Origin of the sequence: Streptomyces sp. NRRL F-5650 (assembly GCF_000721365.1) — a bacterium.
Taxonomy (GTDB): domain Bacteria; phylum Actinomycetota; class Actinomycetes; order Streptomycetales; family Streptomycetaceae; genus Streptomyces; species Streptomyces ardesiacus.
Window position 1 is genome coordinate 163,103 of the sequence record NZ_JOGV01000010.1, and the last position, 20,196, is coordinate 183,298.

The following is a 20,196-nucleotide window of genomic DNA, read 5'->3' on the forward strand; positions in this document are numbered from 1 at the left end:
CGGCCGTCCGGGCCCGCCGGTACCGGAGGGTGCCGGTACCGGCGGGCCCGGGGCTCTCGCCCGGCCGGGGCGGCGGATCAGACCAGGTCGAAGCGGTCGAGGTTCATGACCTTGACCCAGGCGGCGACGAAGTCGTGCACGAACTTCTCCTTGGCGTCGTCGCTGGCGTAGACCTCGGCGAGCGCCCGCAGTTCGGCGTTGGAGCCGAAGACCAGGTCGGCCCGGCTGCCGGCCCACTTGACCTCGCCCGTGGCGGCGTCGCGGCCCTCGAAGGTGGTCCGGTCCTCGGAGGTCGCCGTCCAGGTGGTGCCGAGGTCGAGCAGGTTGACGAAGAAGTCGTTGGTCAGCGAACCGGGCGTCCGGGTGAAGGCGCCGAGCTGGGACCGCTGGTGGTTGGCTCCCAGCACACGCAGGCCGCCGACCAGGACGGTCATCTCGGGCGCGCTCAGGGTGAGCAGGTTGGCCCGGTCGAGGAGGAGGTACTCGGCGGGCAGCCGGTTGCCCTTGCCGAGGTAGTTGCGGAACCCGTCGGCGGTCGGCTCCAGTGCCTCGAAGGACTCGGCGTCGGTGTGCTCCTCCGTCGCGTCGACGCGGCCCGCGGTGAAGGGGACCTCCACCTCGAAGCCCGCTTCCTTGGCGGCCTTCTCGACGGCGGCGCAGCCACCGAGGACGATCAGGTCGGCCAGGGAGACCTTCCGGGCGCCCGAGCCGGAGTTGAACTCCTGCCGGACGCCTTCCAGGACGCGCAGGACCTGGGCCAGCTCGTCGGGTTCGTTGACCTCCCAGCCGCGCTGCGGCTCCAGGCGGATGCGGGCGCCGTTGGCGCCGCCGCGCTTGTCGCTGCCGCGGAAGGTGGACGCGGAGGCCCAGGCGGTGGAGACCAGTTGGGCCACGGACAGCCCGGACTCCAGGAGCTTGGTCTTGAGGGTGGCGATGTCCCCGGCGTCGACGGTCTCGCCCTCGGGCTCGGGCAGCGGGTCCTGCCAGAGCAGGGTCTCCTCGGGGACCTCCGGGCCGAGGTACAGGGACTTCGGGCCCATGTCGCGGTGGGTCAGCTTGAACCAGGCGCGGGCGAAGGCGTCGGCGAATTCCTCCGGGTTCTCGTAGAACCGGCGGGAGATCGGTCCGTAGACCGGGTCGAGGCGCAGCGACAGGTCGGTGGTGAGCATCCTGGGCCGGTGCTTCTTCGACGGGTCGTGCGCGTCGGGGATGATCTCCGGGGCGTCCTTGGCCACCCACTGGTGGGCGCCGGCCGGGCTCTGCTCCAGCTCGTACTCGAACTCGAAGAGGTTCTTGAAGAAGCCGTTGCCCCACTGGGTGGGCGTGCTGGTCCAGGTGACCTCGAGGCCGGAGGTGATGGCGTCGCCGCCCTTGCCCGTGCCGTGGGTGCTCTTCCAGCCGAGGCCCATCTGCTCCATGGGGGCGGCCTCGGGGTCGGCGCCGACGGCGTCGGCGGGACCGGCGCCGTGGGTCTTGCCGAAGGTGTGGCCGCCGGCGATCAGCGCGACGGTCTCCTCGTCGTTCATCGCCATGCGGCGGAAGGTCTCACGGATGTCGCGGGCGGCGGCGATCGGGTCCGGGTTGCCGTTGGGGCCCTCGGGGTTGACGTAGATCAAGCCCATCTGGACGGCGCCGAGCGGGTTCTCCAGCTCGCGGTCGCCGGTGTAGCGCCGGTCGTCGAGCCAGGTGGTCTCGGGGCCCCAGTAGACGTCCTCCTCGGCCTCCCAGACGTCGGCCCGGCCGCCGGCGAAGCCGAAGGTCTCGAAGCCCATCGTCTCCAGCGCGACGTTGCCGGAGAGGACGAGCAGGTCGGCCCAGGAGAGGTTCCGGCCGTACTTCTTCTTGACCGGCCACAGCAGGCGGCGGGCCTTGTCGAGGTTGCCGTTGTCGGGCCAGCTGTTGAGCGGGGCGAAGCGCTGCTGGCCGGCGCCCGCGCCGCCGCGGCCGTCGCTGATGCGGTAGGTGCCGGCGCTGTGCCAGGCCATCCGGATCATCAGCGGGCCGTAGTGGCCGAAGTCGGCGGGCCACCAGTCCTGGGAGGTGGTCAGCACCTCGGCGATGTCCCGTTTCACGGCGGGCAGGTCGAGGGCGTTGAAGGCCGCCGCGTAGTCGAACTCCTCACCCATCGGGTTGGCGACGGCGGGGTTCTTGGCGAGGATCTTCAGGTTGAGCCGTTCCGGCCACCACTGCCGGTTCCCGCCGCCCTGCGTGGGGTGCGGGGCGCGTCCGTGAGGGACCGGGCAGCCGCCCGTCTCCTCGGCCTTCGCGTCGGTCACGATGGCGTCGTGGTTCTCGGACATGGAAATCCTTCCGAACGGGGCGGATCAGGGTGCTGGAGAACTGCCGGGGGTGGAGCAGTCGGGGCACAGGCCCCGGTAGATGACCTCGGCCTCGTCTATCACGAAGCCGTGGTCGTCGGAGGCGGTCAGGCAGGGCGCGTCGCCGACGGCGCAGTCGACGTCGGCGAGCACGCCGCAGGAACGGCACAGGACGTGGTGGTGGTTGTCACCGACCCGTCCCTCGAACCGCGCCGGTCCGCCGGGGGGTTGGATACGGCGCACGAGCCGTGCCGCGGTGAGGGCGTGCAGGGCGTCGTACACGGCCTGGAGGGAGACGTGCCCCACGCGTCGGCGCACCCCGCGGGTGAGCGCCTCGGCGTCGAGGTGGCCGCCCTCGCGGACGGTGTCGAGCAGCGCGACGCGGGCGGCGGTGACCCGCAGTCCCGCCCGGCGCAGGTCGTCGGCGGTGGCCGGATTCCGGGAGTTCCGGGATGCCGTCATGGCGGTGAACCTACTCCCTGGAACACGAACGACTCAAGGAAACGAGCGAATCGTCTCTGCGGGTCGCCGCTCCCGGGCGTCGGGCGGAACGCCGGTCCGGGCGCCGCCGGACGAACGTGGTAGGAAACGTGCGTGGCGGGCACCGGCAGGAAATGCCGCCCCGTGCGGTGCGACGACAGGAATGAGTTGCCGGTGCTTGTGAAGACGTTCCGCTGGGCTTTCGTGGTCACCGCCCTCGGTCTGGCCGCGGGAGTGCTCTACGACGGCTGGACCGCCCTCGGCCTGGTGGCCATCCTCGCCGTCCTGGAGATCTCGCTGTCCTTCGACAACGCGGTGATCAACGCCGGGATCCTGAAGAAGATGAACGCCTTCTGGCAGAAGATCTTCCTCACCGTCGGCATCGTGATCGCGGTCTTCGGGATGCGGCTGGTCTTCCCCGTGGTGATCGTGGCGATCAGTGCCCGGCTGAGTCCGTGGAACGCGGTGCACCTGGCGCTCACCGACAAGAACCGCTACCAGGAGCTGGTGACCGACGCCCACCCGTCGATCGCCGCCTTCGGCGGCATGTTCCTCCTGATGATCTTCCTGGACTTCGTCTTCGAGGACCGGGAGGTCAAGTGGCTGGGGTGGGTGGAGCGTCCGCTGGCCAGGCTCGGCCGGGTGGACATGCTGTCGGTCTGCATCGCCCTGGTGGTGCTGCTGGTCTCCGCGACGACCTTCGGCGCCCACGCCCACCAGCACGGCGGCACGCACGCCGACAAGACGGAGACGGTCCTGCTGGCGGGCGTCGCCGGTCTGATCACCTACCTGGTCGTGGGCGGTCTCTCCGGGTTCTTCGAGCAGCGGATCGAGGACGAGGAGGAGCGCGAGCAGGAGGCGGAGGAGCAGGCGGAACGGGCGGCCGGGTCCCGGTCCCCCGTCAAGCTGGCGGGCAAGGCCGCGTTCTTCATGTTCCTCTACCTGGAGGTCCTGGACGCGTCGTTCTCCTTCGACGGCGTCATCGGCGCCTTCGCCATCACCAACGATGTCGCCGCGCACCCGGTAGAAGCCGCCCGACGCGGCGTGCAGCGCGTCGACGACGTACCGCGCGCCGGGTTCCCTGATCGCCCTCGGGAACTGGACGTTCCACGAGTGGTCGTACCCCTCGGACACCACGTGGATCCGGGTGCGGCCGTTCTCCTGGACGCACTCGACCACCACCGAGCCCGCGGGTGCCGCGGTCACGGTCGCCACGGCGGCTGCCCCGGTGGCCGGCGCGTACGTCGGCAGGGTGGCCGCGAGCTTGACGTCGCGGGCGACGGGCACCGAGCCCTGCTGCGCGGCGTCGACCGCTGCCTCGCTCGCGTCCACGCACACCAGGGAGCCGTCCGTGGTGACGAGGAAGAGGCGCTCGTCGCGGTACTGCATGGACAGCGCGGAGCCGCCGCCCGTGCCGAGCTTCCACAGCCGGGTGCCGTCCCGGTCGAAGCAGTACACCGAGGACGCGGAGTCCCCGGCGAAGACGAACCGGCCGCCGGGCGAGGTGGCGCAGGAGTAGACGGGGCTGTCGCATTGGTACGTCGCCTCGATGGCCCCGGTCGCCTTGGACAGCCGCTGGACGGTGTGGCGCGCGGTGCCCGCGTACACCGCGTCGTCCTCCTGCCAGCCGAAGAGCACGGCGCCCCGGGTGGGGGTGTGCCACAGCTCGGCGGTGCCGTCCGGGGCGTGCGCCGTCACGCCGCGGTTGTGCCCGTGGTAGACGGCCCGGTCGTCGGCGCGCACCATCCAGGCGTGCTCGCCGCGCCCGCCGCGCGACCACTGGTGCTCGTCCTCGTGGTCGATGACGGTGAGCCGTCCGGCGCGGTCCGCGACGTGCAGCACGCCCTCGTGGATGTCGAGCCAGAAGATGTCCACGTCGGCGGCGATGTCGTAGGCGGCGAAGGGCAGCTTGGACGACAGGTCGTAGACCCGGCCGTCGTCGCAGCCCGCGTAGATCCAGAAGTCGTCGGCGACCAGGCACTTGACGCCGTCGGGCAGTTGGTAGCGGGCGAGGACCTCGCCGCCGTGGGCCAGGGTGTAGACGTCACCCGCCTGGTTGCCCACCCAGCACTTGTCCTCGTCGATGTGGATGCCGAACGCCGCGGAGCCGGTGCGGAACCGCCACAGGACCGGGGCGACCGCGCGGGCCGTGGAGGGCGCGGAGGCCACCTGCCGGCGGGTGACGGCGCGGGGCGCGCGCTGTCCCTGCACGGCGGGCTCGTACCCCTTGCGGATCTTCTCGGCTATCTTCTTGGCCGCGGCGGCCTCGGCCTTCCCGGCGGTGGGGAACGACGACGTCTGGGTCTGCCCGGCGGCGCCGATCCGGCCGTACCGCACCGACACGACCTGTCCCTGGACGGTGACTTCGTAGAACTTGTGCGCGCCCCCGCCGTCCTGCGACAGCTCCAGGTACGTCCTCGACATGGCAGACCTCTCCCCGATCGGTCCCGCGGTGTGTTCCGCGGGTTCCACTGCCTGAACCGTAGGGGCAGCCACTGACAACGGCCGGGCGGGCGGCCCCCGCACCGCCCATTGCACGTACATGACAGGTTTGTTGACAGCTCGTCAACTCCCTTGTACGGCACCGGCAGACGCCCGAGGCTGATCAACGGCCGGGTGCGGAACGCGACGTTCCCCGGCCGGGTGCGCGATCCCGCGCACGCCCCCACAGTCGCGCGCCCCACCCGGGCGTGCGCCGCCTGGAGGAGGACTCCCTCGTCATGGCACGACTGCGTAGCAAGAGAATCCGGTTCGCCGCGCTGACCGGTGCGGCGGCCCTCGCCCTCACCGGCGGGCTCACCGCCCTGCCCGCCCAGGCCGCCCCGGCCGAGGGCACCGTCCTGGCCGCCGGGTCGCCCACGGCCGTCAAGGACAGCTACATCGTCACGCTCAGGAAGGACGCCGGGCTCAAGGCGTCCTCGGGCGCGGGCAAGGACCTCGTCGAGGAGTACGGCGGCACGGTGCGCCGGACGTTCCACAGCGCGCTCAACGGCTACACCGCCACGCTCTCCGCCGCCGAGGCCAGGCGGCTCGCCGCCGACCCCGCGGTGGCCTCGGTCGAGCAGGACCAGCGCGTCCACCTGACCGACACCACGCAGTCCAGCGCGCCCTGGGGCCTGGACCGCATCGACCAGGCCGCCCTGCCGCTGTCCGGCACGTACACCTACCCCGACACCGCGGGCAGCGGCGTCACGGCGTACGTCATCGACACCGGCGTGCGCATCACCCACCAGCAGATCAGCGGCCGGGCCTCCTACGGCTACGACGCCGTCGACGGCGACACCACCGCCTCCGACGGCAACGGCCACGGCACCCACGTGGCCACCACGATCGCGGGCACGACCTACGGCGTCGCCAAGAGGGCGAAGGTCGTGGCCGTGCGCGTGCTGGACAACAACGGGTCGGGCACCACGGCCGGGGTGATCGCCGGCGTCGACTGGGTGACCGCCAACCACTCGGGCCCCTCGGTCGCCAACCTGTCCCTGGGCGGCGGCGCCTCCACCACCCTGGACAACGCCGTGCGCTCGTCCATAGCCAGCGGCGTCACCTACGCCATCGCCGCGGGCAACAGCAACGCCAACGCCTCCTCCTACTCCCCCGCCCGGGTCACGGAGGCCATCACCGTCGGCGCCACGACGAGCACGGACGCCAGGGCGAGCTACTCGAACTACGGCTCCGTGCTGGACCTCTTCGCCCCCGGCTCCTCCATCACGGCGGGCTGGAACACCGGCGACACGGCGACCAACACCATCTCGGGCACCTCGATGGCGACCCCGCACGTCGCCGGAGCGGCGGCCGTCTACCTGGCCGGGCACACCTCGGCCACCCCGAGCCAGGTCGGCACCGCGCTGGTCAACGGCGCGACCAGCGGCAAGGTGACCAGCCCGGGCACGGGCTCGCCCAACCGCCTGCTGCGGCTCGTACCGTGACGGCACGCACGACCGCACGACCGGCCGAGCGTCCGGCTGTCTGACCCTCCGGCCGTCCGAGCGTCCGACCGCACCGCCTGCGCCCCGGGGCCGTCCGCTCCGGGGCGCAGTGCCGGTGTGTCCGCGATGCCGCCGCCGGTCAGCCGGTCCGCTCGACGCTCCACCGCGGCACCCGGGCGAAGAAGTCGACCGCCTCCGCCCGCCAGCGGCCCCGCCAGCCCTCCGCCACCTGGCGGGCCTGCTCCGCGTGGCGCCGCATGTCGTCCTCCAACAGGGCGTCCACGCCGTGCCGTTCCCCGATCGCCCGGATCTCGGCGACCGTGTCCGGGGGGCAGGAACGGTCCCCGAGGGCGGCCTCGACCGTCGCGCGCTCGGAGCCGGTCACGGTGGCGAGCAGGCGCGTGACGGCGTAGCTGCGCCTGCCCTCACGCAGGTCGCCGCCCGTCGGCTTGCCCATGGCCGCCTCGTCGCCGAAGAGGTCCAGCCAGTCGTCCCGCATCTGCCCGCAGATGCCGGTCAGTCGCGCGTAGTGGCGCAACTCGTCCTCGTGGGCTCCCGGTTCGACGCCCGCCGCCAGGAGTCCGAGCCGCATCGGGGCGAGCACCGAGTAGCGGGCGGTCTTGTGGTCGGCGACGTCGTGCAGGACCTCGATGTCCGGGGCCGAGGCGGCGAAGTCCCGTTCCAGGTCGACGATCTGTCCGACGAAGGTGTCGGCCGCGGCCCGCGTCTGGACCTCGACCATGGCCTGCCGCAGCCCGGCCGGCAGCCCGGCGTCCAGCAACACCCGCAGGCTCAGGGCGAGCGCGAGGTCGCCCGCCAGCACGGTGAGCCCCAGTGCCGCGCGCGGGTGTGCGGGGTAGCGCTCCCGGTAGGCGTAGTAGGTGGTCGGACCGCCCCGGCGGGTCGCGCTGTCGTCGATGAGGTCGTCGTGCACCAGGCCGTGGGTCTGCAGCAGTTCGACGCTCAGCGCGGCGGCGTCCAGCCCCTCGACGGGTTCCTCCGTCACGAGGCGGGCGGCCTCGTACAGCAGCACCACCCGCATCCGCTTGCCGCCCCGCATCGACAACTCGCGCAGCAGGCCGAGGCATTCCGGGGTGAAACGGCTGAACGCCGGCACGTCGAGCACGGACCCCAGACCGTCGAAGTACTCGGCGAAACGCTCCTCGAACCTCCGCTGATGCCCGACGAGCCGGTCCGGCAGCCGCGCGACGCTCACGAAGTCCTCCAGGGGTGGGGCGGATGACACGCACGCAGTGTGTCAGGCGGCGCGGGTGCCGCAGGACGCGGGCATGCCGACGGCCCGGCCCGCGGGTCCGCGGGCCGGGCCGTCGACGGCGCGTCGTTCAGCCCTGGCGGGCCTTGAAGCGCGGGTCCTTCTTGTTGATCACGTAGGTCACGCCCCGGCGGCGCACCACCTGGGCGCCGGGGCGTGCCTTGAGGGCGCGCAGGGAGTTGCGGACCTTCACGACTGCCTCCTCGTGCTGCTCGGAGCCGTTCGGCGTTCCTCTTGCCGCTCGGAGCCGTTCAGCGTTCCTCGCGGAACGGCACGTGCTCCCCCGCCACCGGGTCGTACTTGCGCAGGACGAGCCGGTCGGGGTCGTTGAGGCGGTTCTTGCGGGTGACGTAGGTGACGCCCGTCCCGGCGGACGACTTCAGTCTGACGACCGGGCGTGCGGTGCTGCGGGCCATGGTGCTCCTTCCGACCGCGGCGCGGGCTGCGGTTCTGTCCCGCGCATGTCAGTCATGCGGCACAACGCCGACGGCCCCCGGGACATTCCCCGCGGCCGTGCCGGTCAGCACTCCTGCCAGAGCCGGGTCATCACCCGCACCCCGAAGCGCAGGCCCTCCAGCGGCACGCGCTCGTCCACGCCGTGGAAGAGCCGGCCGTAGTCGAGGTCGTGGGGCAGCTTGAGCCCCTTGAAGCCGAAGCAGCGGATGTCGAGCTTGGTGAAGGCCTTGGCGTCGGTACCGCCGGGGTTGCAGTACGGCACCGGGTGCCCGTCGGGGTCCTCGGCGCGCACGGCGGCACACATGGCGTCGACGAGCGGGCCGTCGAAGGAGGTCTCCATCGCGATGTCGTGGTTGACCCACTCCCGGGTGACCGAGGGCAGCAGCAGGGCGTCGATCGTGTCGATCAGCTCCTGCTCGTGGCCCGGCAGGAAGCGCCCGTCGACGCGGGCGGTGGCCCGGCCGGGGATGACGTTGGTCTGGTAGCCGGCCGTGAACATGGTGGGGTTGGCCGAGTTGCGGAGCACGACCTGCATGAAGTCGGCCACGTGTCCGAGCTTGGCCAGCTCGGCGTCGAGGTCCTCGGCGTCGAGGTCGAGGTCGACGCCTTGGAGGCGCGCCGCCTCCGCCAGCAGTGCGCGCACCGGCTCGATGAGCCGCACGGGGAAGGTGTGCCGGCCGATGCGGGTGAGGGACTCGGCGAGGTCGGTGACGGCGTTCTCGTCGTTCGGGGAGGAACCGTGCCCGGCGCGGCCCGACGCCGTCAGCTCCATCCACGCCATGCCGCGCTGGGCGTTCTCGATCGGGTAGAGGCGCCGGGTGTCGTCCAGGGCGTAGCTGAAGCCGCCGCCCTCGCCGATCGCCTCGGTGACACCGGCGAACAGCTCCGGCCGGTGCTCGACCAGCCAGTGGGCGCCGTACTTGCCGCCGGCCTCCTCGTCGGCGAGGAAGGCGAGGACGATCTCGCGGGCGGGCCGGGTGCCGGTGCGGGCGAAGTGGCGGGCGGTGGCCAGCATGACGGCCACCGTGTCCTTCATGTCGATGGCCCCGCGGCCCCACAGGTAGCCGTCCCGGATCTCCCCGGAGAACGGCGGCACCCGCCACTCGGCGGCGTCGGCCGGTACGACGTCCAGGTGGCCGTGGACCAGCAGGGCGCCCCGGGAGGGGTCGCTGCCGGGGATGCGGGCGACGACGTTGGCGCGGCCCGGGACGCTCTCCACCAGCTCGGAGGCGAGGCCGGCCTCGGCGAGGCGGGCCACGACCCAGTCGGCGCAGGCGCGCTCGTCGCTGGTGGGGTTGGAGGTGTCGAAGCGGATCAGCTCCGCGCAGAGGTCGACGACCTCCCGCTGGGCCTCCTCGGAGGCCGGGACGGGTGCGGGGACGGTGGTGCTCACGGTGCTCCTACGGTGGCCGTGCCGGAGGCGGCCGGGGTGGGTTCGGTGGTGTCGTCCAGGGCCGTGGTGCCGTACGTCCTGATCCAGCCGGCGAGGCCGAGGACGCAGTAGAGGACGAAGGCGGTCAGCAGGGAGTTCAGGGCGGGGATGCCGCCGTCGTAGAACTTGCCGACGCAGAAGGCGGCGGCCCAGATGACCAGGGACATCGGCACCCAGGTCGGCGAGCTGGCGGGCAGGGTCTCCGCGTCGCGGGTGGCGTCCAGGGGCGCCCGCATGCGGCGCACCACCCAGTACTCGGCGACGATGATGCCGCCGACCGGCGGGATGGCGACGCCCAGCACCGACAGGAAGTCGGTGAAGTGGGTCATGATCCCGACGGCGGAGAGCAGGGTGCCCGCGATGCCGAGCACGATGGTGACCGCGCCGCGGTGCACGCGCTTGCCGAAGACGACCTGGAAGAAGTTGACGACGCCGAGCGAGGAGCCGTACAGGTTCCAGTCGTTGATCTTCGCGGTGGACATCAGGACGACCAGCACGCCGAAGACACCGGAGGTGGAAAGCACGATCTGGGAGACCTGGCCGCTGCCGACCATGTGACCGAGCAGGACGCCGGTCAGGCCGACGATGTACTCGGAGAGGATCATCGACGAGGCGCTCTGCAGGAAGACGTGGCTGCCCTTGCGGTTGTAGCGGGTCATCTCCGGGGAGACGATCGCGCCGGTCATGAAGCCGCCCGCGATGGCGGTCGCGGCGACGGCGAGCGGGATGGTCTCGCCGGGTGCCGGGGAGTGGATCAGCTCGGAGAAGGAGTGGTCGCTCAGCGCGTCGGTGACCGACCAGGCGACCATGGCGAAGAACAGCGGCGTGACGATCTTCGCGAAGACGGCCATGTACTTGAAGCCGAAGATGACCAGCACCGTGATGCCGACGCCGGCGGCCGCGCACCACAGCCAGGAGGGGCCGCCGACCAGCGCGGAGACGCTGTCGCCGAAGATCGTGTTCTGTACGCCGAACCAGCCGACGAGGCTGACCGAGATGACCAGGCTGACCAGCGCCGAGCCGTTGCGGCCGAAGCCCGCCCAGCGGGTGAGCAGCGGGGTCGCCAGTCCCTCGCGCATGCCCGCGAGGCCGATCGCGAAGATCACGACCTCGAGGATCACCGCGCCGAGCGTGAACGCGAGGAAGGCGTCGCCGAAGGTCATGCCGACGCCGATGGTGGCGCCGAGGGTGAACTGCGAGATGGAGCCCGACTGAGCGAGCCACTGCAGCAGCATGGTCCAGAAGCCGAGCCGCTTGTCGCGCGGGACGCGGGAGAGGGCGTAGTCGTCGCTGCCCACGGCTCCCGTGGCCGCTTCCCCGGCGGGGTTCTTGTCCATGGTCATGATCACGACCCTCCGGGTTCGCGGCCGAGGGTCTGCAGCCGGGTCAGCGAGCCGTAGCGGGACACGAGGGCGTCGAACTCCTGGTCGTCGTGGAAGTCGAGCTGTCCGCCGCCGTAGGCCTTGGCGGTCTCGACGGCGAACCGGGCGGCGGCCGCGATGTCGGTCTCGTGGCTGGCGCCCGTCTGGCAGCCGGGCACCGCCGCCGCGGAGGTGATCGCGAGGCCGACGACGGGAGCCGCCGTCGCCGTGGCCGGCTGCAGGATCGAATTGATGTGGTGTACACCGTTACCGTACGGGGTGATGTCCTGCGTGGTCACGGGGTACGTGACCAAGGGCTCACCGGTCACCACGGCCAGCAGCTCGCCGAGCCGCTCGCTCACCTTGAGCACCCAGCCCTCCTTGACGGTGGGCGACAGGGCCAGGCCCTTGTGGTTGATGATCCGGTTGCCCTTGGTGGTGTCGACCGAGAGCACGGCCTCCATCTCGTCGGTGACCTCGTACCGGTTCATGGTCGCGATGTCGACGGGCGAGTCCATGAAGGGCACCGGGTCGTGCGGCGCGGTCGGGGCGTTCGGGCAGATGTGGGTGGCCACGATCACGTCGCCGTCCAGCACGTCGCCCCGGCGCCGCATGTCGAGCAGCTTGGCGGCGGTGGCGAGCGCCGCGACGGCGCCGTCCGCGTCGGAGACCAGGCCGACCGCCTCGGGGCGCGCCCCGACGCCGCCGAGCCGTCCCACCACGCCGAGGGTCCGCGCGGAGCCCCCGCCGCTGCGGCCGGACCGGCCCGGTATCCGCACGAGCACGAAGTCCGTCGAGCCGCGCTCGCCGGTGACGGTGGTGACCTCGGCGCCGGAGCCCCCGGGGCCCGCCACGGAGTCGAGGTGGGCGGCGACGCGCTTGCCGTCGACGTCGGGATCGTCGAGCAGATCCACGAGGTCCAGGACGTACTTCAACATGGGCAGTTCTCCTGATCCGCACCGGGGCGGTGCTGACAGCAGGTTCGGGATCGACTAGCGTTGTCCGCAACTGTTTCCCGTTATCTGCAATACGGGTCTGAATGGTGAGATGCGAGGAGAGGAGCCGCCATGGCCGGGCGCCTCGGGCAGCCCGCGGACCGCAGGACGCCCGCAGGGGCGCTGCAGACCGTCGACCGAGCCCTGCTGGTGCTGCTGGCGTTCGAGCGCACCCGGCCGGACTGGGGCGTCACCGAGATCGCCGCCGAGTTCGGCTGGGACACCTCGGTCGCCCAGCGCCTGCTGTCCACCCTCGCGGGCCGCGGCTTCCTGGTCTCCGACCCGGCGACCCGGCGCTACCGCATCGGCCCGGCCGCCCTGCGCCTCGGGCGTCTGTGGGAGCGGTCCGGCTCGCTGGAGCTGCTGGCGGAGCCGGTCCTCCAGGAGCTGCGGGCGGCGACCGGTGACACGGTGCTCTTCTGCCTGCCCGACAGCTTCCACATGCGCTGCGTCGCCGCCGTCGAGGGCGAGGAGGGGCCGCTGCGCTACTACCCGCTGGTCGGCGAGCTGTACCCGGCGCACGCGGGCGCCACCAGCAAGTCGTTCTACGCCTTCCTGCCCGACGAGCAGCGCCACCGGCTCTTCCGCGGGCGCCCCATGGCCCGCTTCACCGAGCGCACGGTCACCGACCCCGACCAGTTGGAGCGCGAGTTCCGCGAGGTCCGCGCCCGGGGTTACGCCTGGACGGTCGGCGAGTACGACGCCGGCATCGGCACGGTCGCCATGCCGGTGTTCCTCGGCTCGGAGCCCTACGGCAGCCTCAGCCTCGGCGCCGCCAAGGAGCGCTTCCCGGAGGGGCCGGAGGACCGGCTGGAGGTGCTGACCCGCGCCGCCCGGCTGCTGGAGCAGCGCCTGACGCACCCGCCCCAGCACCACCGGCGCCCGCGTCCGCCCCGTACCGCGCCCACCGGCTGACCCGGGCCTCCACGGCCCCACCGAACAACCGAACCACTGATCCGCCGATCAACCGATCCGCCGCCCCACCGATCCACCGATCCACCCTTCTGCGAGGACCGACCCCGTGAATCTCCTGCTCCTGTCCAACTCCACCCAGCACGGCCGCGGCTACCTGGAACACGCCCTCGACACCGTGACCGGCTTCCTGCCCGCCGGGGCGCGGCTGGCGTTCGTCCCGTACGCGCTCGCCGACCACGACGCCTACACCGCCCGGGTGCGGGACGCCCTCACCGGCACGGGGATCGGGGTGCACGGCGTGCACGAGGGCGGCGACCCGCTCGCCCGGCTCGCGGAGGCGGGCGCCGTGTTCGTGGGCGGCGGCAACTCCTTCCGGCTGCTGTCCGCGCTGTACCGCACGGGGCTGCGGGAGGCGCTGGCCGAGGCCGTGCGCGGCGGGCTGCCGTACATGGGGGCGAGCGCCGGGACCAACATGGCGGCGCCCTCGCTGCGGACCACCAACGACATGCCGATCGTCGAGCCGCCGTCCTTCGAGGCGCTCGGTCTGGTCCCCTTCCAGATCAACCCGCACTACCTCGACCCGGACCCCGCCTCGACGCACAAGGGCGAGACCCGCGAGGAGCGGCTGCGGGAGTTCCTGGAGGAGAACGACGTGCCGGTGCTGGGCCTGCGCGAGGGCTCCTGGCTGCGGGTCGAGGGCGGGCGGGCCGTGCTGGGCGGCGAGCGCGACGCCCGGCTGTTCCGGCGGGGCACGGACCCGCAGGAGCTGGCGGTGGGCTCGGACCTGTCCGGACTCCTGCGGACCCGGCCGGAGTTCGACACCCGCGCCTGAGCACGGCGACGCCGGAGGCCCGTGCGGGTCTCCGGCGTCGCCTTCCCGGCCGGGTCAGCGCTTGATCTCCTTGATCTTCAGCATGCGCGTGATGACCTTGTCCAGCTCCTCGTCGTCGAAGACCTTCTTCCAGTCCTCCCGCACGATGGACTCACGGCCGTAGTCCATGGCGATCAGGCAGGCGTCGGAGAACGGGTTGGAGCCCTTGAGCGTGTTAGCGAGGGCGACCTGGGTGTGGCCGAGCAGCATCGCGCGGGCGGCCTTCTCGGGGACGCCGACGGTGTGGACGGTCTCGTGCAGGGCCTCGGTCAGCAGGGCGCCGACCATGCAGGCGATGGTCTCGACGAGGGTCGGCTCCAGCACGGCGAGCTGCTTGACGGTGACCCAGTGGACGTCGACGACCGGGGCGTACATGACGCGGATGACGGAGTCGGCGAGTTCCTGCTTGGCGGCGTCCCCGCCCTCGTAGGCGGCGACGACCTCCTGCGGGGCGGCGATGCCGCCGAAGGTGTCCTGCCACTCCTCCTTGGTGGTGCGCTCCAGGAACACCGAGGGGTGGCAGGGGTGGGCGCAGGCGTAGTGGACGTCCTCGCGGGCGAAGAGCAGGCCGGCGTAGGCGGCGGCCGGGTCGAGGGTGAGGACGACGGTGCCCGGCTTCATGAGCGGCACCAGTTCCTCGGAGACCTTGCCGAGGACCACGTCGGGCACGGCGAGGATGACGACGTCGGCCTCGGCGGCGGCGTCCTTGGACTCGGTCAGCTCGCGGCCCAGGCCGCGGATCAGCTCCTGCCCCTTGGGCGAGGCCTCGCTGAAGAGCACCCGGAAGTCGCTCTCGACCAGGTTGTTGGAGACACGCTGGCCCATCTTGCCGGCGGCCCCGATGACGGCGACGGTCGTGACGTCGGCCCGGGTCTGGATCTCGGTGGCCATTACTCGCTCCTCAGGAGGGTGTTGATGCTGTGTTGCGTCCACTGGTGTTCGAGCCGGGCGGTGGCGTCGTAGCCCTCGTCCTGCCACGGGAGCCAGTGCTCCACGATCTGGTTCACGCCGCGTTCCTCGGGCCCCACCGCGGCGATCATGGCGTCGTAGTCCAGGAGGCCCTCGCCGAGCGGGCAGCCGGCGTAGGTGAAGCCGACCCAGCCGTCGCGGCGGGTGAAGGCGAAGTCCTTGACGTGGATGTTGACCACGTACGGCGCGGTGGCGGCGACGACGTCGGCGGGGCGTTCGAGCCGGGCGACGCTGTTGCCGGGGTCGAGGACGATGCCGAGGTGCGGGTCGTCGACGGCGCGGACCACGTCCACGAGGTCGTCGGTGGCGACCTGTTCGTAGGTCTCCAGGCCGAGGGTGACGCCCGCGGCGGCGTAGCGGGGCACGGCCTCCTCGAGGAGGGTCACCGCTTCGGCGTTGTCCGGCCGGTGGTCGGCCGTGTTGAGCATGGAGCGGACCAGGGTCACGCCCAGCTCGCCCGCCGTGTCGAGGTACTTCAGCAGGTGCTCGGGGCGGATGCCCCGGGTGCCGAGTTCCAGGGTCAGGCCGAGGTCGGCGGCGGTGGCCCGGAGGTCGGCGAGTTCCGCGCGGTCGTAGGACTCGACGGGCGCGTAGTCGCAGATCTGGAAGACCCGGCCGCCCAGTTCCGCCGTGTCGCGGAGCATGTCCGGCAGGGACATCGGCTCGGGCGCGCGGGACGACATGCGCCAGAAGTACGCGTAGGTGCTGATGCCGTACGCCATCACGCCACCGCCACCGGGGTCGTGGCCGGGGAGCGGATCTCGTCGAGGATCGCCTCGACGTTGGCCGGGTCGTGGGCGAAGCGGCCGAGGAAGAGGCCCTCGGCGGTTCCGGCGAGGCGGGACAGGAGGCCGGGACCGGCGCTGCCGCCGTAGATGACGGTGGAACCGGCGTGCTGGGGCCGGGAGCCGAGCCAGCCGCGCAGGGCCGTGCAGACGGTGGCGATGTGGTCGGCGGAGGCGGGCTCGGGAGCGCCGATGGCCCACTGCGGCTCGTAGGCGAGGACGACCGCGCCCTCCAGACCGGCGAGCAGCCGCTCCGCCTCGGCGACCGTGCGGGCGGCGGCGTCGGCCGGGTCGGCCTCGTCGCGTTCGCCGACGCACAGGACGGGCGTCAGGCCGTTGCGCAGGGCGGCGGCGGTCTTGGCGGCGACCACGGTGTCGCCCTCGCCGTACAGGCGGCGGCGCTCGGCGTGGCCGACCTCGGCGTAGCGGCAGCCGATCTCCTTCAGGAAGGGGCCGCCGACCTCGCCGGTGTAGGGGCCGCTGTCCTCGGTGGCGATGTCCTGGGCGCCCAGGGCGACGCCGTAGGGGGCGAGGATGCCGGTGGCGGGGACCAGGGCGGGGAAGGCGGGGAGGACGAAGAGGCGGGCGGCGCCGGAGGCCGTGGCGGGGTGGCGCTCGGCCAGGGCGGCGATCCTGCGGGACCAGTTGAGCGTCTGGTGGTGGCCGAAGTACATCTTCAGGCTCACCCCCAGCAGCACGGGTGACGGTGCGGGGGCGGGCATCAGGCGGCCGCCCCGCCGTCGGCCGCGCTCCCGTTCGCCGCACCGGCGTCGTCGGCGGTCTCGTAGTCGCTCATGAGCTGGACCTTCGCGGCCGAGGCCGAGCTCTCGTCGAAGCGGTAGGTGAGCCACTCGGCGGCCAGGCGGCGGGCGAGTTCGAGGCCGACGACACGCTGGCCGAAGGTGAGGACCTGGGCGTTGTTGGAGAGGATCGCCCGCTCGACGGAGAAGGAGTCGTGGGCGGTGACGGCCCTGATGCCCTTGACCTTGTTGGCGGCGATGGCGACGCCGAGGCCGGTGCCGCACACCAGCAGGGCGCGGTCGGCCTCGCCGCGGGCGACCATCTCGGCGGCGGCGATGGCCACCTTGGGGTAGGCGGTGTGGCCGTCGGTGTCGACGCCGACGTCGGTGACCTCGGCGACCAGGGCGCTGTCGAGCAGATCCTGCTTGAGGGCTTCCTTGTACTGGTGGCCGGCGTCGTCGGAGCCGACGACGATGCGGAGCTTGTCGGTCATGGCGGCTTTCCTCAGTGGTTGAGCAGTGCGCCGTGGACGGCGCGGGTGATCAGGGCGAGCGAGTGGGCCCCGGCGTCGGGGGTGCCGAGGGACTTCTCGGCGTGCGGGCGGGCCCGGCCCCGGCGGGGCAGCAGGTCCGCGGTCCCGGCGGCGGCACCGGTGGCGGCGGTGGCGGCGCGGTCCCAGGCGTCGGTGAGGGACAGCCCGTCGGCGGTGGCGGCGGCAAGCGCGTCGGCGAAGGGGACCAGGACGTCGACCATGGTCTTGTCGCCGACCTCGGCCCCGCCCAGCCGTCGCACGGCGGCGGAGGCCTCGGTGACCCCGTCGGCGACCCGTCGGGCGTCCGGGCTCTCCTGGTCGCCGAGGGCGGTGCCGAGCGAGCGCAGGATCGTGCCCCACAGGGCGCCGGAGGTGCCGCCCGCCTTGTCGGCCCAGGCGTCGGCCGCCCGGGCCAGGACGGTCCCGGCGCCCGCGCCGAGCCCGTGGGCTTCGCCGGCGGCCCGGTGGGCGGCGGTGGAGCCGCGCCGCATGCCGATGCCGTGGTCCCCGTCGCCGGCCACCGCGTCGATGCGGCCGAGTTCGTCGGCGTGGGTGTCCACGACACGGGCCACCGCGTCCAGCGCGGCGAGGACGGTGCCGGCGGCCTCGCGGGAGGCGTCGGAGGCGGGGGGCACGGCGGGGGCTTCGGGTGCGCCGGTGTCCTGGCCCCGCGTGGTCGCGGGCGCCTGCTCCGTCTCCGGCTCCGGGCTGCCGAGGGCGCCCTTGCGGTAGGCGGGCGTGTCGGCGGGAGCCCGCCACAGCTCCTCCAGCCGGTCGTCCAGCCAGGTCAGGGTCAGCGAGACGCCGGCCATGTCGAAGCTGGTGACCAGTTCGCCGACCTCGGGGTCGACGATCTCCACTCCGGCCTCGCCGAGGAGCGCCGCGACCTTGCGGTAGACGACGAACAGTTCCTCGTACTTGACCGAGCCGAGGCCGTTGAGGATAACGGCGGCGCGCTGCCCCCGGGGTCCCTCGACGTCCTCGGGGAGTTCCTTGAGGAGGGTCTCGACCAGCAGCCGCGCGGCCTCGTCGGCGGTGGGCAGCGCCTCCTCGCCGATACCGGGCTCGCCGTGGATGCCAAGGCCGACGGCCATGCGCGCCTCGGGAACGGTGAACAGGGGGTGGTCGGCGCCGGGCAGGGTGCAGCCGGAGAAGGCGATGCCGAAGGAGCGGGTGCGGGCGCCGGCCCGTTCGGCGACGCCGAGCACCTCGTCGAGGGACAGTCCCTGCTCGGCCGCGGCGGCTGCCGCCTTGAAGACGGGCAGGTCACCGGCTATGCCACGCCGCTTCGCGGACTCGTCGGGGCCCGCGCTGGAGATGTCGTCGGCGACGGCGAAGGCCCGGGTGTCGATGCCGTCGGCGGCCAGGCGTTCGGCGGCCTGTCCGAAGTGCAGGACGTCACCGGCGTAGTTGCCGTACATCAGCAGTACTCCGGCGCCGCCGTGCGCGGCCCGGGCCACCGAGTGGATCTGCCGGGCGGAGGGCGAGGCGAAGACGTTGCCGACGGCCGCGCCGTGGGCGAGCCCCCGGCCGACCAGGCCGGAGAAGGCGGGGTAGTGGCCGGAGCCGCCGCCGATGACCACGGCGACCTGGCCGGCCGGGGTGGCCTCGGCCCGGACGACTCCGCCGGTGACCGGCCGCACCCAGCGCCGGTGCGCGGCGGCGAAGCCCTCCAGCGCCTCGTCGGCGAAGGCGGCGGGGTCGTTGAACAGGCGGGTCATCCTATGGCCTCCTTGGCCTGGTGCTCGGCGGCGGCCGGTTCGTCGGTGCTGTGGCGCACGGCGAGCAGGATCATCAGTGCGGCGGAGAGCAGCATGAAGAAGCCGACGAGGTAGAGCGGTACGTAGTAGGCGCCGGTCCAGTCCTTGAGCCAGCCGGTGATGTAGCTGGACGCGAACCCGGCGATGTTGCCCGCGGTGTTGATCAGGGCGATGCCGGCCGCGGCGGCGGCTCCGGTCAGGAAGCGGGAGGGCACCGACCAGAAGACCGGCAGGGCGGCGAAGATGGCGCAGGCGGTCACGGTGATGACGGCGACCGTGGCGGTCGGGGAGCCCATGTAGAGGGCGAGCGGGATGGACACACCGCCGACGACGGCCGGGCCTGCCACGTGCCAGGTGCGGGTGCCGTGGCGGGTGGCGTGCCGGGACCAGAAGAAGAGGACGACGGCGGCGGGCAGGTACGGGATGGCGGTGATCCAGGCCTTGTCCATGACGCTGAACGTGGTGTCGTACTGGTCCTGGAAGCCGTTGATGATCGTCGGCAGGAAGAAGGCCAGGGCGTACAGGCCGTAGACGAATCCGAAGTAGACCGCGGCGAGGATCCACACGCGTCCGCTGGTGAACGCCTTCTTGAGGTCGCCCTTGGCGTGCTTGCTCTCGTGGCCGGTCTTGTGGGCGTTCTCGGCGGCGAGTTCGGTGGTCAGCCAGTCGCGCTCGGCGGGGGTGAGCCACTTGGCGTCGGCGGGCTTGTCGATCAGGTAGAACCAGGCGATGACGCCGAGGATGATCGCGGGCAGCGACACGAACAGGAACATCACGCGCCAGCCCTCGAGGCCGAACAGCCCGTGCCGGCCGATCAGCCAGCCCGCGAGCGGGGCGCCGAAGACCGTGGTCAGCGGCTGGGCCAGGTAGAACAGGCCGAGGATCTTGGTGCGGTGGCGCGAGGGCACCCACTGGCTGAGGAAGAGGATCGCGCCGGGGAAGAAGCCCGCCTCGGCGACGCCGAGCAGGAAGCGGAGCGTGTAGAGCTGGCCGCTGCTGCTGACCCAGGTGAACAGCAGGGAGACGATGCCCCAGGTCACCATGATCCGGGCCAGCCAGCGGCGGGCTCCGAAGCGGTGCAGGGCCATGTTGCTGGGGACCTCGAGCACGATGTAGCCGAGGAAGAAGATCCCGGACGCGAAGCCGAACTGGGCGGCGGTCAGGGCGAGGTCCTGTCCCATGCCGTTCGGTTCGGCGAACGACACGGCCGTGCGGTCCAGGTAGTTCACGAAGAACATCAGCGCCACGAACGGCACGAGACGGACTGAGACCTTCTTGATGGCAGTTCTCTCGACTGCCGTGGATGACACTTGGGCACCCATGGGCGACTCCTCGGCTCGCCCGGACAACTCCGTCCGGGTTGGGTCACTCCGGGTGGT

The 20,196-nt window shown here is 72.3% G+C and carries 17 protein-coding genes and 2 pseudogenes; 4 read left to right on the forward strand and 15 right to left on the reverse strand.

Translation table 11 applies throughout. The features are described 5' to 3' along the window. Nucleotides 1-77: 77 nt before the first annotated feature. Nucleotides 78-2,300, reverse strand: coding sequence for a catalase/peroxidase HPI (katG, locus tag IG88_RS0112345; RefSeq protein ID WP_031038928.1), 2,223 nt, complete (start codon nucleotides 2,298-2,300; stop codon nucleotides 78-80). A 24-nt stretch (nucleotides 2,301-2,324) separates the two neighbouring features. Continuing rightward, a complete protein-coding gene (locus IG88_RS0112350; RefSeq protein ID WP_031038931.1) occupies nucleotides 2,325-2,780 on the reverse strand; it encodes a Fur family transcriptional regulator in 456 nt (151 codons plus the stop codon). Nucleotides 2,781-2,972: 192 nt separating this feature from the next. Between IG88_RS0112350 and IG88_RS38630 the strand changes: the two are divergent. Next, nucleotides 2,973-3,809, forward strand: a pseudogene (locus tag IG88_RS38630) (DUF475 domain-containing protein); the annotation flags it as partial. Here IG88_RS38630 and IG88_RS0112355 read toward each other — a convergent pair. Beyond that, a pseudogene (locus tag IG88_RS0112355) lies at nucleotides 3,804-5,222 on the reverse strand (WGR domain-containing protein); the annotation flags it as partial. The pseudogenes IG88_RS38630 and IG88_RS0112355 sit on opposite strands and share 6 nt — an antisense overlap. 296 nt (nucleotides 5,223-5,518) lie before the next feature. Between IG88_RS0112355 and IG88_RS0112360 the strand changes: the two are divergent. Then, complete coding sequence (locus IG88_RS0112360) at nucleotides 5,519-6,727, forward strand: S8 family peptidase (RefSeq protein WP_031038937.1); 1,209 nt, start codon at nucleotides 5,519-5,521, stop codon at nucleotides 6,725-6,727. Between the two features lie 139 nt (nucleotides 6,728-6,866). Here the strand turns inward: IG88_RS0112360 and IG88_RS0112365 are convergent, their stop codons facing one another. The 6 genes from IG88_RS0112365 to IG88_RS0112390 form a co-directional block, all read right to left on the reverse strand. Further along, nucleotides 6,867-7,943, reverse strand: a complete 1,077-nt coding sequence (locus IG88_RS0112365; RefSeq protein WP_078861478.1) for a polyprenyl synthetase family protein — start codon at nucleotides 7,941-7,943, stop codon at nucleotides 6,867-6,869. Between the two features lie 127 nt (nucleotides 7,944-8,070). Further along, on the reverse strand, nucleotides 8,071-8,193 hold the full coding sequence (gene ykgO / locus IG88_RS0112370; RefSeq protein ID WP_003978293.1) for a type B 50S ribosomal protein L36: 123 nt from the start codon (nucleotides 8,191-8,193) through the stop codon (nucleotides 8,071-8,073). Nucleotides 8,194-8,251: 58 nt separating this feature from the next. Further along, complete coding sequence (rpmG, locus tag IG88_RS0112375) at nucleotides 8,252-8,416, reverse strand: 50S ribosomal protein L33 (RefSeq protein ID WP_007389579.1); 165 nt, start codon at nucleotides 8,414-8,416, stop codon at nucleotides 8,252-8,254. Between the two features lie 104 nt (nucleotides 8,417-8,520). Further along, entirely contained in the window at nucleotides 8,521-9,849 is a 1,329-nt protein-coding gene (locus IG88_RS0112380) for a M20/M25/M40 family metallo-hydrolase (protein WP_031038946.1), read from the reverse strand. Continuing rightward, nucleotides 9,846-11,231 (reverse strand): cytosine permease, encoded by a 1,386-nt coding sequence (locus tag IG88_RS0112385; protein ID WP_031038948.1) that lies wholly within the window; start codon nucleotides 11,229-11,231, stop codon nucleotides 9,846-9,848. The genes IG88_RS0112380 and IG88_RS0112385 overlap by 4 nt, the downstream gene beginning before the upstream one ends. 2 nt (nucleotides 11,232-11,233) lie before the next feature. Then, nucleotides 11,234-12,187, reverse strand: a complete 954-nt coding sequence (locus IG88_RS0112390; RefSeq protein WP_031038950.1) for a DUF1177 domain-containing protein — start codon at nucleotides 12,185-12,187, stop codon at nucleotides 11,234-11,236. 129 nt (nucleotides 12,188-12,316) lie between these two features. Between IG88_RS0112390 and IG88_RS0112395 the strand changes: the two genes are divergently transcribed. Then, complete coding sequence (locus IG88_RS0112395) at nucleotides 12,317-13,159, forward strand: IclR family transcriptional regulator (protein WP_031038951.1); 843 nt, start codon at nucleotides 12,317-12,319, stop codon at nucleotides 13,157-13,159. A 106-nt stretch (nucleotides 13,160-13,265) separates the two neighbouring features. Beyond that, entirely contained in the window at nucleotides 13,266-13,991 is a 726-nt protein-coding gene (pepE, locus tag IG88_RS0112400; RefSeq protein WP_031038954.1) for a dipeptidase PepE, read from the forward strand. A gap of 54 nt (nucleotides 13,992-14,045) precedes the next feature. Here the strand turns inward: pepE and IG88_RS0112405 are convergent, their stop codons facing one another. The 6 genes from IG88_RS0112405 to IG88_RS0112430 are packed head-to-tail and all read right to left on the reverse strand — an operon-like array spanning nucleotide 14,046 to nucleotide 20,139. Further along, complete coding sequence (locus IG88_RS0112405; RefSeq protein ID WP_031038957.1) at nucleotides 14,046-14,921, reverse strand: phosphogluconate dehydrogenase C-terminal domain-containing protein; 876 nt, start codon at nucleotides 14,919-14,921, stop codon at nucleotides 14,046-14,048. Continuing rightward, nucleotides 14,921-15,721 carry a sugar phosphate isomerase/epimerase family protein gene (locus tag IG88_RS0112410; RefSeq protein ID WP_031038959.1) on the reverse strand — a complete coding sequence of 267 codons (801 nt, stop codon included), beginning with the start codon at nucleotides 15,719-15,721 and terminating at the stop codon, nucleotides 14,921-14,923. Before IG88_RS0112410 ends, IG88_RS0112405 begins: the two co-directional genes overlap by 1 nt. After that, the gene (locus IG88_RS0112415; protein ID WP_031038961.1) at nucleotides 15,721-16,506 is read right to left on the reverse strand and encodes a triose-phosphate isomerase; all 786 of its coding nucleotides are present in this window, start codon (nucleotides 16,504-16,506) and stop codon (nucleotides 15,721-15,723) included. The genes IG88_RS0112410 and IG88_RS0112415 overlap by 1 nt, the downstream gene beginning before the upstream one ends. Beyond that, entirely contained in the window at nucleotides 16,506-17,018 is a 513-nt protein-coding gene (locus IG88_RS0112420; RefSeq protein ID WP_031038964.1) for a ribose-5-phosphate isomerase, read from the reverse strand. Before IG88_RS0112420 ends, IG88_RS0112415 begins: the two co-directional genes overlap by 1 nt. A gap of 11 nt (nucleotides 17,019-17,029) precedes the next feature. Beyond that, nucleotides 17,030-18,778, reverse strand: a complete 1,749-nt coding sequence (locus tag IG88_RS0112425; RefSeq protein ID WP_031038966.1) for a dihydroxyacetone kinase family protein — start codon at nucleotides 18,776-18,778, stop codon at nucleotides 17,030-17,032. Continuing rightward, entirely contained in the window at nucleotides 18,775-20,139 is a 1,365-nt protein-coding gene (locus IG88_RS0112430; protein WP_031038969.1) for an MFS transporter, read from the reverse strand. Before IG88_RS0112430 ends, IG88_RS0112425 begins: the two co-directional genes overlap by 4 nt. Between the last annotated feature and the right edge of the window lie 57 nt (nucleotides 20,140-20,196).